Genomic DNA, 12,921 nt, shown 5'->3' on the forward strand with positions numbered 1-12,921 from the left:
CCGCCTGCACCGGCACGCCGGCGCGGGCGGCGGCGACGGCGACCTCCGCACCCACCGCCGCCGACCCGGTGAACGAGACGACGTCGGCCACCCCGACCACGGCCTGCCCCGTCTCCGCGCCGCCCGGCACGACCTGCAACAGCCCGTCGGGAAGCAGCCCGTCGAACAGGTCCCGCACAGCCGCACCGCAGGCCAGCGCCTCCGGGGACGGCTTGAGGAGCACCGCGTTGCCGGTGGCGAGGGCGGGGGCGGCCTTCCACAGTGGGATCGCCACCGGGAAGTTCCAGGGCGTGACCAGGCCCGCGACGCCGCGCGGCCGTCGCTCGGTGTACAGCAGGCCGGGCTGGTCCGCCGGGAGGGACGGCGGCAGCAGGTGCCCGGTGGCGGCGAAACAGGACTGGGCGTAGTAGTCGAGGATCGCGGCGGCTCGGGCGACCTCGGCGCGGGCCTCGGCCACGGGCTTGCCCACCTCGCGGACGACGAGGTCGGCGACCACGCCGGCGCGGGCGCGCAACCGCTCCGCCGCCAGCCGCAGGGCGCGGGCGCGGTCGGCCGGTCCCTCCCGTCGCCATCCGGCCAGCGCGACGCGGGCCCGGGCGGCCAGGTCCGCCACCCGGTCGGCAGGGACCGGGGCGTGCTCCGCGACGATGTCGTCGGGGTTCTGCGGGGAACGGCTCTGGATCAGGTCAGTCACAACAGGAATCCCGCCGGGAAGGGGTCGTCAGGGTCGAGGAAGTGCTGTGCCGTGCCGGTGAGCCACGCCCGACCGGTGATGGTCGGCACCACCGCGGGCCGGTCCGCGACGGTGGTGGTGTCGACCAGCCGGCCGGTGAACCGGGTGCCGAGCAGCGATTCGTTGACGAAGTCCCGGCCCAGCGGGAGCAGCCCCCGGGCGTGCAGCTGGGCCATCCGCGCGGAGGTGCCGGTCCCGCAGGGGGAGCGGTCGAACCAGCCCGGATGGATCACCATGGCGTGCCGGGACAGCTGCGCGGTCGACCCCTCGGCGACCAGGTGGACGTGCCGACAGCCGGAGATCTTCGGCTGCTCCGGATGCACCGGGGCGGCCTGCTCGTCGACCGCCGCCATGATCGCCAGGCCGACGTCCAGCAGTCGTTGCCGGTCGGCCCGGTCGAGGCGCAGTCCCAGCTGCGGCAGGTCGACGATGGCGTAGAAGTTGCCGCCGTAGGCGAGGTCGTAGCGGACCTGCCCGTGACCGGGTATCGCCACCGTGGCGTCCAGCTCGACCACGAACGAGGGCACGTTGCGGATCGTGACGGCGGTGGCGCGGCCGTCGGTCACCGCGACCGACGCCACCACCAGCCCGGCCGGGGTGTCCAGGCGGACGGTGGTCACCGGCTCGGTGACCGCCACCATGCCGGTCTCGACCAGCACGGTGGCCACGCCGATGGTGCCGTGCCCGCACATCGGCAGACAGCCGGACACCTCGATGTAGACCACGCCGAAGTCGGCGTCCGGCCGGGTCGGCGGCTGCAGGATCGCTCCGGACATCGCCGCGTGGCCCCGGGGCTCGTACATCAGGAAGGTCCGCAGGTCGTCGAGGTGGGTCATCAGGTGTTCCCGGCGCTGCGCCATGGTGGCGCCGGGGAGCACCGGGACGCCGCCGGTCACCACCCGGGTGGGCATCCCCTCCGTGTGCGAGTCGACCACGTGGACGACGCGGTTGCTGCGCATCAGCGGTGGCTCGCCGCGATCAGGCGCTCGGTGGTCGCACGGACGTGCTCGGCGTCCGCCGGCGGCAGCGGGCGCCGGGGCGGGCGGGTGGGGCCACCGGGCCGGCCGGCCACGTCCATGGACAGCTTGATCGCCTGGACGAACTCCGTGCGGGAGTCCCACCGCAGCAGCGGGTGCAGGGCGCGGTAGAGCGGCGTCGCGGCGGCCAGGTCCCCGGCGACGGCGGCCTGATAGAGGCGGACGCAGCTCGCCGGGACGGCGTTCTGGTAGCCGCCGATCCAGCCGACCGCGCCGGCGAGCAGCAGTTCGAGGGCCACGTCGTCCGCGCCGGCCAGGACGTCGAGCCCGGGAGCGAGTTCCGCGATCGTGTACGCGCGGCGGACGTCGCCGCTGAACTCCTTGACCGCGACGATCAGGCCCTCCTCGTGGAGGCGGCGCAGCAGGGCCGGCGTGAGGTCCACCCGGGTGTCGAGCGGGTTGTTGTAGGCGACGATCGGCAGGCCGGCCCGGGCGACCTCGCGGTAGTGGGCCGTCACCGCGGCGTCGTCCGCCCGGTAGGCCGTGGGCGGCAGCAGCATCACCGCGGCGCAGCCCGCCTCGGCGGCCTGCTCCGCCCAGCGCCGCGCCTCGTCGGCGCCGTAGGCGGACACGCCCGGGACGACCGCGAAGCCGGGCGGTGCCGCCCGCACCGCCGTCCGCACCACGGCCGCCCGTTCGTCGGCGCTGAGCACCTGGTATTCCCCGAGGGAACCGTTGGGGACGACGCCGTGGCAGCCGTTGTCGGCGAGCCACCGGACGTGGGCGGCGTAGGCGTCGTGGTCGATGCTCAGGTCGGCGCGCATCGGCAGGGCGGTCGCCACCAGGACGCCCCGCCAGGGCATGGTCTCCATGCAACCTCCAGTAATATGTTACATAGCACCGTAGCAGGGACGGCGGCGCCGTCAAGACCTCGGAGGGTGCGCGTGAGGGCTGTGGGACGACGCCCCACCACGGCTCCGCCGGGTGGGGCGGGACCGTCCGCGCCGGCGTTACCGCTTGGGGCGCGCGGCCCAGATGCCCCGGACGTGTCGCAGGTGGCGCCGCATGAGGTCGACCACCGCCTCCCGGTCACCCGCCGCGAGCAGCTTCGCCAGCTCGACGTGCTCGTTCGCCGACGCCACCAGTTGCCCGCTCTCGACCAGCGCGTCCAACCCGTACAGCCGGGTGCGGCTGCGCAGGTCGGCCACGGTGTCCACCAGCCGCAGGTTTCCGCCCGCGCGCAGCAGGCTCAGGTGGAACTCGTTGTCCGCCTCGATGTACGCCACGACGTCGCCCCGACCCGCCGCCGCGACGATCGCCTCCGCCAGGGCGGACAGCTCCCGCAGCTGCGCCTCGGAGAGCCGGCCGACCTGCCCGGCGACCACCGGGATCTCCAGCAGCTCCCGTATCTGCGTGATCTCGTCGAGCTCCCGCTCCGAGAGGGACCTGATGCGGAATCCCTTGTTCTTGACGATCGTGACCAGGCCCTCCTTGGCGAGGTCGAGGATCGCCTCCCGCACCGGGGTCGGCGAGACGCCGAACTGGGTCGCCAGGGTCGGGGCCGAGTAGGTCGTGCCGGGCCGGAGCTGGCCGGCCACGATCGCCGCCCGCAGCGCCTGCGCCACCTCCTCGCGCAGGCTCTGCCGGTTCTGCAGGGCCGCCAGCCCCGGTGCGGGCGCGGTGGGGCGCACGTCGCCCGCCCGCCAGTCGGCTGCCACAACCACTCCACCCCCGGCTCGTCAGCCGGTGCCCCGCCTCTCGGACCGTCGTCCCGCGCCGCCGTACGCCCGGCCTGCGCCACCGTAAGCCCGCGCCGCCGTGCGGCGTCGAGCGCCGCAGCGGGTCAGGCGCCGGCCGGCCCCGCGCACGCCGATCCCGGAGCCTACCCGGTGCGGCGCTCGCGCCCGCCTCGTACACCCCGACGGGCGCCCGCCGGCGGCGGCCGGTGAGCAGGGGCGACGACGTGCCGGCCCGGCTTCCGACGGTACGCCGAGCGGCGCCCGGCGATCACCGACGGTGATACGCTGCCGCGATGCCGATCTCGGAGACTGACGTCCGCCACCTGAGGCGCTGTGTCGAGCTCGCGGCCGAGGCGCTGGCCGACGGCGACGAACCGTTCGGGTCGGTCCTGGTCGACGACGCCGGTGAGGTGCTGTTCGAGGACCGCAACCGGGTGAAGGGCGGCGACCAGACCCGGCATCCGGAGTTCGAGATCGCCCGCTGGGCCGCGGCGCACCTGAGCCCGGCCGATCGCGCGGTGGCCACCGTCTACACCTCCGGCGAGCACTGTCCGATGTGCGCGGCGGCGCACGGCTGGGTCGGGCTCGGCCGCATCGTCTACGCCGCGTCGTCCGCCCAGTTGCAGGGTTGGCTGCGGGAATGGGACGTGCGGCCCGCTCCCGTCAACGCGCTGCCGATCACCGAGGTCGTGCCGGGCGCCCGCGTCGAAGGGCCGGTCGACGAGCTGGCGGCCGAGGTCAGGTCGCTGCAGCGGCGGCGCTTCGACCGCACGCGCTGATCGCGCGCCCCGCGGGGCCTCCGCACGCGCTGATCGCGCGCCCCGCGGGGCCTCTCGGCGGCAGGAACAGCGTTGCCGTGAACCACCTGGCGCGACCGGCCCGGCCGCCTACCGCTGGCCCTGCGACGCCGTGTCGATCACGTCGTCGAGCACCTCGCGCGAGCTGATCAGTTCCGTGATCGCCCGATCGATGCGGTCGCGTTCGGCGGTCAGCTCGACGACCAACTGCGGCGTGGCGATCACCGAGGGACGGCCGTCGGCGTCGCGCATGCACGGGAGCAGCCGGGCGATCCGCCTGCTGTGCAGCCCGGCGGCGAACAGCTCCTGGATGCGGATGACCCGGTCGACCGCCTGCTCGGGAAAGTCGCGCTGCCCGCCGGGGGTGCGGTCGGCCGTCAGCAGGCCCTGCTTCTCGTAGTAGCGCAGCGACCGCTCGCTCACCCCGGTGCGCCGCGCGAGTTCGCCGATCCGCATCGCATCCTCCGGGCTTGAACCTGACACCGATGTTAGCTCTTACGTTGACGGCATGACGAACACGCCCCTGACGGACCCGACCGAGAACCGGCTCTTCCACTACAGCCCGATCACCGAACGCCCGCCCATCAACTGGCCCGGTGGCGCCAAGGTGGCGGTCTACATCGGGCTGAACGTCGAGCACTTCCTGATCGACCGCCCGTCCACCAGCATCTGGCAGGGAACCGCCGACCTGGTCCCCGACGCGCTGAACTACGGCTGGCGGGACTACGGCTCCCGCGTCGGCATCTGGCGCACCATCGACAGCCTCGACCGGCACGGCATCCGGGCGAGCGTGCTGCTGAACTCGGCCGTCGCGCACCACAACCCCCAGATCGTCCAGGCCGGCCTGAGCCGGAACTGGGCCTGGCTCGCGCACGGGCGGACCAACTCGATCCTGCAGGCCGGGATGTCCCTCGACGAGGAACGCCGCTTCCTCACCGACGTCGTCGACACGATCGCCGCCGCGACCGGCCAGCGCCCGCGCGGCTGGATGGGGCCGGGGCTGACCGAGACGTTCCACACGCCGGCGCTCCTCGCCGAGCTGGGGCTGAGCTACCTGCTGGACTGGACCAACGACGACCAGCCCTACCGGCTGAACGTGCCGGGCATGATCAGCGTGCCGTACTCCGTGGAACTCAACGACCTCCTGCTGTTCGGCAAGGGCGTCACCGGGCCCGAATTCGTCCAGATCGTGAAGGACCAGTACGAGCAGCTGCGCGCCGACTCCCAGGACAGCGGTCGCGTCATGGCGCTCGCCCTGCACCCGTTCGTGATCGGTCAGCCGTTCCGTGCCAAGTACCTGGACCAGGCGTTGGCGTACCTCGCGGCGCAGCCCGACATCTGGCTGACGACCAGCGACGAGATCGCCGCGCACTACCAGCGCACCGTCGCCTCCGAGCAGCCTCCCGCGTAGCGCCGGGCCGCAAGCGGGGAACGGGGGCCGGCTCCCGGAAGGAGCGGGCCCCCGTTACCTGGGCGGCGCGACGGTCAGCCGACCGACTTGTTGTAGCTGTCGATGGCGCCCTGGACGCTCGCCGCGGCGTCCTTCATGGCCTGGTCGGCCGGCTTGCTGCCGACGATCGCCGCCTCGAGCCCGTCCTCGGACGCCTTGCGGGCCTGCGGCATCACGCCGAGCAGGCAGCCGGCCGACGCGACCGACGGCGGCAGCGCGTGCAACTGGTCGACCGCGGTGCGGAACTGGGGGAACTTCGCCATCCACTCCTTGTCGATCTGCTCGTCGAGCGCCTTGGCGTTGATCGGCACGTACCCGGTGCTGGTGTGCCACTTCGCCTGCTGCACCGGGGTGGACGCGAACTTCACGAACTCCCACGCGGCGCGCTTCTCCGCCGCGCTGTGGCCGACGCCGTTGATCCAGAGGGAGGCGCCGCCGATGATCGGCCCGCCCGTGGACGAGCTGCTCACCTTCGGGTACGGGGCGGTGAGCACGGTGAACCTGCCCTTCGCCGCGTCGACGTAGCCGCGCAGCACGCTTGTGGACTCCAGGTGCATGGCGACCGTACCCGCCTTGAAGGCCGCCTGGGCGTCGTCGGTCTTGCGGCCGGTGTTGGTCGCGTAGCCGCCCTTGACCAGGTCCGTCCACCACTGCGCGACGCGTACGGCCGTCTCCTGGTCGAACTGCACCTTCGTGGCCAGGCCCTTGCGCCCGTTGCCGTTGTCGCAGTACTCCTTGCCGTCGGTGGCGAGCAGCTGCTCCAGCAGCCACCCGTAGATGGCGGCGTTGAAGCCGTACTGGACGGTCTTGCCGCTGGCGTCCTTGATCGTCAGCTTCTTCGCCAGCTCGCCGAGCTCGGCGAGGTCCTTCGGCGGCTTCGTCGGGTCGAGCTTGGCCCGCTCGAACGCCTCCTTGTTGAGGTACAGCAGCGGCGTAGAGGAGTTGAACGGCATCGACCACAGCTTGCCGTCGACGGAGTAGTAGCTGGCGATGTTCGGCTCGATGTCGGCGGCGTTGAACCCGTCCTTCTCGATGAACCTGTGCATCGGCACGACCTGCTTCGAGTCGACCATGAAGCGGCTGCCGATGTCGTAGATCTGGACCAGGGCCGGGGTGCTCTTCTGCTGGACGGAGGCCTTGTACTTCGCGATCGTCTCGTCGTAGCTTCCCTGGAAGACCGCCCGGACCTCGACCTTGCCGCCGCTCTGGGCGTTGAAGTCGGCGACGAGCTGGTCGACGGCGGTGGCGTTGGCCCCCTTCATCGCGTGCCAGAACTCGATCGTGGTCTTGCCGGTGGCCTTCTCCAGCACCTCGGCGCCGGGCGCCTCGAGCGCGTCGCCGCCGCCGTCGGTGCCGGAGCCGGAGTCGCCGCAGGCCGTGAGCGCGGCGGCGGTCACGAGGGCGACGAGCGCCGCGGTGGCGCGGCGGAGCAGAGGTCTTCTCATTCCTTCTCCTTCTCCGAGGTTCAACGCAGCGCGCCGGCGGTCAGCCCGCGGACGATGTAGCGCTGACCGAAGATCACGACGGCCAGCGTGGGGAGCAGGGAGAGCGCGACGCCGGCGAGGACGAGACCCGGCTGCGCCGCCTCGGCGTCGTTGAGCTGGGAGATGCCGATCTGGAGCGTCTGGAACTCGGTGTCGCGGATCAGGATCAGCGGCCAGAAGTACTGGTTCCACGCCGAGAGGAAGACGTAGACCCCGACCGCCGCGATGGAGGGCCTGGACAGGGGCACGACGACCCGCCACAGCAGCCGCCAGTGGCCGCACCCGTCGATCACCGCGGCGTCGCGCAGCTCGCTCGGGAACTGCAGGAACGCCTGCCGCAACAGGAACGTGCCGAACGCCGAGGCGAGGAACGGCAGCACCAGGCCGAGATAGGTCAGCCCGCCCCGCGTCAGGCCCCAGTCGGAGACGGCCAGGTAGTTGGGGATGATGATGGCTTCCCACGGCACCATGAGGGTGGCCAGGAACAGGCCGAACGTCGCCGCCTTCGCGGGCAGCCGCAGGAACGCGAAGGCGTACGCGGCGAAGATGCTGGTGACGATCTGCGCCACCGTGATGACCCCGGCCTGCACGGCGGAGTTCAGGTAGAAGCGGCCCAGCGGCACCGAGCGGAACACGTCGCCGATGTTCTGCCAGTGGAGCGCGCTCGGCACCAGCGCGGGCGGATAGGTGGCCAGGTCGCCGGGGCCCATGACGGCGCCGACGAAGCCGTAGTAGATCGGGAACAGGACGGGGATCGCCGCCAGGCCGAGCACGACGTAGACGGCGACCTGGCCGAGGCTGAGCTTCTTCATCGGTAGTGGACCCGCCGTTCGAGGACGCCGAACTGGACCGCCGTGCAGCCGAGCATGATGACCAGCAGCACGACCGCCTGGGCGCTGGCCGCGCCGAAGTCGGAGGAACCGAAGGCGAACGCCTTCTCGTAGATCGAGTAGACCAGCGTCGTCGTGGCCTGGTCCGGGCCGCCCTTGGTCAGGATGTGGATCTGCCCGAAGCTCTGCAACGCGTGGATCGTGGACACCACGACGAGGAAGAACAGCTGCGGGGAGAGCAGCGGGACGGTGATCCGCGAGGCCAGCCGCCAGCCGGTCGCGCCGTCGAGCCGCGCCGCCTCGACCACCTCGGGGGAGATGGCCGAGACCCCGGCGGAGAGCACGAGGATGTTGTAGCCGAAGTTCATCCACACCGTGGCGGCGCAGACGGCGGGCAGGGCGATCGACGGGTCGGTGAGCCAGTTGACCCGGTCGATGCCGAGGGCACCGAGCAGGCCGTTGGCCACCCCGATCGCCGGGTTGTAGATGACGGCGAAGATGACCGACGCGGTCGCCACCGAGAACGCGAACGGCAGCGCGAACGCGGTCCGCAGCGCGCGTACCCCGCGGATGCGCGCCTCCAGCAGCAGCACCACGAAGAGCGCGCCCAGCACGGCCGGCACCACCGAGAAGAGGGTGAACAGCGCCGTCGTGGCCAGCACCCCGCCGAACTCCGTGGACAGCATGTCCCGGTAGTGCGCCGCGCCGACGTACTCCGACGCGGCGCCGAAGATGTCGTTGCCGTGCACCGACAGGTAGAGGGTGCGCCCGAGCGGCCAGAACACGAACAGGGCGAAGACCGCCACCGAGGGCAGCAGCATCAGCCACGCGAGACCGGATTCGCCGAGGCGTGCGCCCCTCCCTCGGCGGGAGGCGGGGCGCGCGGGTTCGACGGCCGGGGAGCGGGCCGGTGGTGCGCTGACGGTGCGAGGGGGAGGCACCGCCGCACAATATCAACAAGATCGAAAAATCGAAATGACTCGCTCGGGGCGATTCGCCGCCGGACGGCGACGGCGCCGGGCGTCGCTCAGGCGACGGTGGCGGGGGAGTCCGGGGCCGCCGGGGCGGGATCGGCGTACGCGGCGGCCACGGTGGCCCGGTCGAAGACCCGCCAGGTCGCCGCGATCACGGCCAGGGCGACCACGAGCCCCACCCAGTAGGGCGCGGTCAGCCCGAACCGGGCGGCGACCACCCCGCCGAGCAGCGCGCCGACGCAGTTTCCGCCGGCGGCGATGAACAGGTTCGTGCTGCCCACCCGGCCCTGCAACGCCGCCGGGGTCAACCGCTGACGCAGCGAGTTGGCCACGATGTTCCACAACGCGCTGTGCACCCCGAAGGCGAACAGCGCCACCCCGACGACCACCGCGCTGCGCGAGGCGGCCAGTGCCAGGTGCAGCCCCGCCTCGACCAGCAGCCCGATCCGGATCGTCCACGTCGCGGTGACGGCGGCGACGAGCCGGTCCCCGACGGCCGAGCCGATCAGCCCACCGACCGCGAGGCAGGTGAAGAGCGCGCCGTAGCCGACCGAACCGAGGCCCAGCCGCTGCGTGGCGAGCAGCACCAGCACCGCGAGGGCCGCGGTGAGCGTGAGGTTGAGCAGCCCGATCAGCAGGGTCATGGTGCGCAGCAGCCGCTGCGAGAGCAGCCAGCGGAAGCCCTCGGCGACCTCCGCGCGCATCGAGCGGCGTCCGCCCGTCTCCGGCGATCCGTGGTACGACCCGGCCATCAGGCCGACGAAGACGGCGCTGAGCGCGTACGTGCCGGCGTTCACGCCGAACGGGATGGCGGCGGCCACCACGAAGAGGAACCCGCCGAGCGGCCCGGCGACCATGTTGTGCATGACCGTGGTGCCCGCGCCCAGCCAGCCGTTGGCCCGCTCCAGCCGCGATCGGGGCACCACCGCCGGCAGCACCGCCTGGGCGGCGGTGCGGAACACCACCTCACCGGCGTTCACCACGAACAGCACGGCGTACAGCAGTGCCACCCCGGCCCGGCCGGTGACGATCGCGCCGGCCAGCACCGTGAGGGCGACGACCCGGATCCAGTCGATGGCGATCATCAGCCGACGCCGGTCGACCCGGTCCGCGAGGACCCCGCCGGGCAGCGAGAAGAGCAGCCACGGCAGCCACGCCACCGCGGCGCCCGCCGACACGACCAGCGGGTCGTCGGTCTGCGACGCCACGTACAGCGGCGCGGCCACGGTGGCCATCCCGCTGCCCAGCGCCGACGTGGTGCTGGCCGCCAGGAGCCGGGCGAAGCGCCCGCCCAGCGCTTCGTCGCCGATAGCCGTCACGGCGAGCGAACCTACCAGCGGTCGCGGCGTCCGCCGACCGGGTTTTCCGCGCGACCCGAGGCGCCGCGCCCCCTCGGGCGGGAGCCGGCCGACCACCGTGGGGAGGGCGCTGTCGCCCCACGAGCGCCCGGGCGGGTCTGTGTCGCTGTCTGGGCCGGTCCGCGTCCGTCAGAACAGCGTCGACGGGCCGACCGGGATCGGCTCGGGCAGCGGCTCGACCTCGGGCAGGCGCGCCCGTACCTCGTCGTGGAACCGGCGGGCGAGCTCCGGCGCGTCGGCGTTGTCCGGGGTGTGCACGAACATCGTCGGCGAGCGGCCCTCGCGCAGCCAACCAGCCACCACGTCGAGCCACGGCTGCCAGCCCTCGACGGTCCGCGCGGGGTCGTCCCGGCCGAGGTACCGGACGATCGGCCGGTCGGTCAGCGCCCGGCTGCGCGGTGGCGTACGCGGCTTCTTGGTCCACGCGTCCCGTTCCGCGTCGCTGGTCGGCGGGGTGCGGAAGAAGGCGGTGGTGTCGAAGGGAACCCACTCCGCGCCGACCGCGTCGAGCGCGCCCTCCAGCGTCCGGGCCGCGCCGGGGTCGTCGAAGAACGCCGGGTGGCGGACCTCCACGGCGTAGCGGTGGTCGGCGGGAAGCCCGCGCAGGAAGCGGGCGAGCGCGGGGACGTCGGTGGGGCCGAAGGAGGCGGGCAACTGGGCCCAGAGGGCGTGGGCTCGCGGCCCGAGGGGCTCGATCGCGTCGAGGAAGGCCCGCAGTTCCCCGTCGGCGCCGGTGAGCCGGCGTTCGTGCGTGACGACCCTCGGCAGCTTGAGCACGAACCGGAAGGCGGGGTCGGTCTGCCGCGCCCAGGATGCCACCGTCTCCCGCGTCGGGGTCGCGTAGAAGGTGGTGTTGCCCTCGACGGCGGTGCACCAGCCGGCGTACGCGCGCAGCCGCTCGTTGGCCGGCGACGGGTGCGGCAGGAAGCGGCCCTGCCAGGACCGGTGCGTCCACATCGCGCACCCCACGTGCAGGCGCATCCGAACCCCCACCCCCTTCTCGGCCGGCGCGGGGGCCGGCCCCGGGTACGGTAGCCGGCCCGGAAACCCGCGCCGCGCACGCCCCGCCTCCCGTTGCCCGGCGAGCGGCGCGGAGGCGGAACCGCAGGTGTCCGAGGCCCGCCCGGCTTCGAGATCGCGGCAAGTTCATCGACGTATTTACATGTCTCGTGCTGCTCGTGTATGAAGGCTGAAAGCACGTCCGGGTGCTGGTTTCTGGAGGGAGCGACGATGAGACATGCCCTACGCCGCCTGCGAACGGCGGCGGTCGCGATCGGCGCCTGCACGCTCGGGATGAGCCTGCTGTCGGTACCCGCCGCCGAGGCGTACTCGGTCCAACCTGTCGCACCGCAGTCCGAGCGGGCGCCCGAATCGGAGCAGTTCGCGGCCGAGGGCGTCACCACGGTCGGCGAGCTGCGCACCACCGCCGGCGCGCTGTCCCACGCCCGCGACGGCCGCACCCAGGTCATCCGGCACCCCGGCGCGTCGTACGTCAAGGTGCACTTCAGCTCCCTGCGGCTGGCCGACGGTGACTACGTGACCGTGGCCAGCTCCGACGGCCGGGAGAGCTACCGGTACGACCGCTACCTCAACCGGGCGACCGGCTCGGACTACACCACCGACGGACAGCCGGGCTTCTGGGCGATGTCGGTGGAGGGCGACACCGCGGTGGTGACGCTGCACAGCGGCCGGTCCGCCCGTGGTAGCGCCGCCACCATCGACCGGTTCTGGCGTGGCTACGACCGCGCGGAGATCTCCCAGCACAACCTCTCCACCCAGTCCGTGTGCAGCACCGACGCCCGCCGCGACGTGGTCTGCTACCAGAGCAGCCACCCCACCGAGTATGCCCGTGGCCGGGCCGTGGCGCGGCTGCTGATCAGCGGCGGCGGGATGTGCACGACCTGGCGGGTCGGCAACACCAACCGCATGCTGACCAACAAGCACTGCTTCTCGACGCAGTCCGCCGTCAGCGGCAGCGAGATGCAGTTCAACTACCAGTGCGCCACCTGCGGCGGCAACAACCCCGGCGCCGGCACCAAGGTGAGCGGCGCGACGCTCTACAAGGTGAGCAGCGGTGGGTCCAACGAACTGGACTACACCCTCTACTCGGTGAACAACTTCACCAGCATCCAGAGCTACGGCACGCTGTACCTGGCGACGACCGCCACCACCACGGGCACCCGGATGTACATCCCGGGACACGGCGACGGCAGCCCGAAGCGCCTGTCGATCTTCGAGGACACGCAGAACGGCGCGACGTGCACGGTCAAGAACGCGAACTACAACAGCTGGAACATCAGCTACAGCTGTGACACCTCCGGCGGCAACTCCGGCTCGCCGGTGCTGAACGCCAGCCACCGGGTGATCGCCCTGCACCACCTCGGCGGCTGCCCGTCCAACCAGGGCGCGAAGGCGCACCTGATCTACAACCAGATCGCCAGCCTGATCGACAACAACGGCTGACGACGGTCGACCGCGCCGGGCCGCCGGGCAGCGCTTCGCGCGCCCGGCGGTCCGTCGGCGTCCCGCACGCCATCACCGGCCCGGCGCCCCGCTGGGCGAACGGGTCAGCGAGCCGC

The 12,921-nt window shown here is 72.5% G+C and carries 13 protein-coding genes; 3 read left to right on the forward strand and 10 right to left on the reverse strand.

The window, feature by feature from the left end; translation table 11 throughout:
- From ACWENR_RS25710 to ACWENR_RS25725, 4 genes are all read right to left on the reverse strand, one after another.
- Positions 1 to 694: aldehyde dehydrogenase family protein (locus tag ACWENR_RS25710; protein ID WP_452279525.1), on the reverse strand; the 694-nt coding region annotated here is incomplete at its 3' end.
- Positions 691 to 1,692, reverse strand: a complete 1,002-nt coding sequence (locus ACWENR_RS25715) for a proline racemase family protein (protein ID WP_452279526.1) — start codon at positions 1,690 to 1,692, stop codon at positions 691 to 693. The genes ACWENR_RS25710 and ACWENR_RS25715, both read right to left, overlap by 4 nt.
- Positions 1,692 to 2,582, reverse strand: coding sequence for a dihydrodipicolinate synthase family protein (locus ACWENR_RS25720; RefSeq protein ID WP_452279527.1), 891 nt, complete (start codon positions 2,580 to 2,582; stop codon positions 1,692 to 1,694). Before ACWENR_RS25720 ends, ACWENR_RS25715 begins: the two co-directional genes overlap by 1 nt.
- 138 nt (positions 2,583 to 2,720) lie before the next feature.
- Entirely contained in the window at positions 2,721 to 3,428 is a 708-nt protein-coding gene (locus tag ACWENR_RS25725; RefSeq protein ID WP_452279528.1) for a GntR family transcriptional regulator, read from the reverse strand.
- A 314-nt stretch (positions 3,429 to 3,742) separates the two neighbouring features.
- On the opposite strand from ACWENR_RS25725, the gene ACWENR_RS25730 reads away from it, so the two are divergent.
- On the forward strand, positions 3,743 to 4,228 hold the full coding sequence (locus tag ACWENR_RS25730; RefSeq protein WP_452279529.1) for a nucleoside deaminase: 486 nt from the start codon (positions 3,743 to 3,745) through the stop codon (positions 4,226 to 4,228).
- 108 nt (positions 4,229 to 4,336) lie between these two features.
- Here the strand turns inward: ACWENR_RS25730 and ACWENR_RS25735 are convergent, their stop codons facing one another.
- Positions 4,337 to 4,702 (reverse strand): MerR family transcriptional regulator, encoded by a 366-nt coding sequence (locus ACWENR_RS25735; RefSeq protein WP_452279530.1) that lies wholly within the window; start codon positions 4,700 to 4,702, stop codon positions 4,337 to 4,339.
- A gap of 52 nt (positions 4,703 to 4,754) precedes the next feature.
- Between ACWENR_RS25735 and ACWENR_RS25740 the strand changes: the two genes are divergently transcribed.
- A complete protein-coding gene (locus ACWENR_RS25740; protein ID WP_452279531.1) occupies positions 4,755 to 5,657 on the forward strand; it encodes a polysaccharide deacetylase family protein in 903 nt (300 codons plus the stop codon).
- A gap of 74 nt (positions 5,658 to 5,731) precedes the next feature.
- On the opposite strand, the gene ACWENR_RS25745 is transcribed toward ACWENR_RS25740, so the two are convergent.
- From ACWENR_RS25745 to ACWENR_RS25765, 5 genes are all read right to left on the reverse strand, one after another.
- Positions 5,732 to 7,141, reverse strand: a complete 1,410-nt coding sequence (locus tag ACWENR_RS25745) for an ABC transporter substrate-binding protein (protein ID WP_452279532.1) — start codon at positions 7,139 to 7,141, stop codon at positions 5,732 to 5,734.
- Positions 7,142 to 7,161: 20 nt separating this feature from the next.
- Positions 7,162 to 7,992: a carbohydrate ABC transporter permease gene (locus tag ACWENR_RS25750; RefSeq protein ID WP_452279533.1), complete on the reverse strand. Its 831-nt coding sequence runs from the start codon at positions 7,990 to 7,992 to the stop codon at positions 7,162 to 7,164.
- Positions 7,989 to 8,831, reverse strand: a complete 843-nt coding sequence (locus tag ACWENR_RS25755; RefSeq protein ID WP_452279534.1) for a carbohydrate ABC transporter permease — start codon at positions 8,829 to 8,831, stop codon at positions 7,989 to 7,991. Before ACWENR_RS25755 ends, ACWENR_RS25750 begins: the two co-directional genes overlap by 4 nt.
- Positions 8,832 to 9,037: 206 nt before the next feature.
- Positions 9,038 to 10,303 (reverse strand): MFS transporter, encoded by a 1,266-nt coding sequence (locus tag ACWENR_RS25760; protein ID WP_452279535.1) that lies wholly within the window; start codon positions 10,301 to 10,303, stop codon positions 9,038 to 9,040.
- A 168-nt stretch (positions 10,304 to 10,471) separates the two neighbouring features.
- Positions 10,472 to 11,299 (reverse strand): DUF72 domain-containing protein, encoded by an 828-nt coding sequence (locus tag ACWENR_RS25765; RefSeq protein WP_452279537.1) that lies wholly within the window; start codon positions 11,297 to 11,299, stop codon positions 10,472 to 10,474.
- 273 nt (positions 11,300 to 11,572) lie between these two features.
- Between ACWENR_RS25765 and ACWENR_RS25770 the strand changes: the two genes are divergently transcribed.
- Positions 11,573 to 12,805, forward strand: a complete 1,233-nt coding sequence (locus ACWENR_RS25770; RefSeq protein WP_452279536.1) for a trypsin-like serine peptidase — start codon at positions 11,573 to 11,575, stop codon at positions 12,803 to 12,805.
- Positions 12,806 to 12,921: the final 116 nt, after the last annotated feature.

The sequence above is a fragment of the Micromonospora sp. NPDC004336 genome (assembly GCF_053602615.1).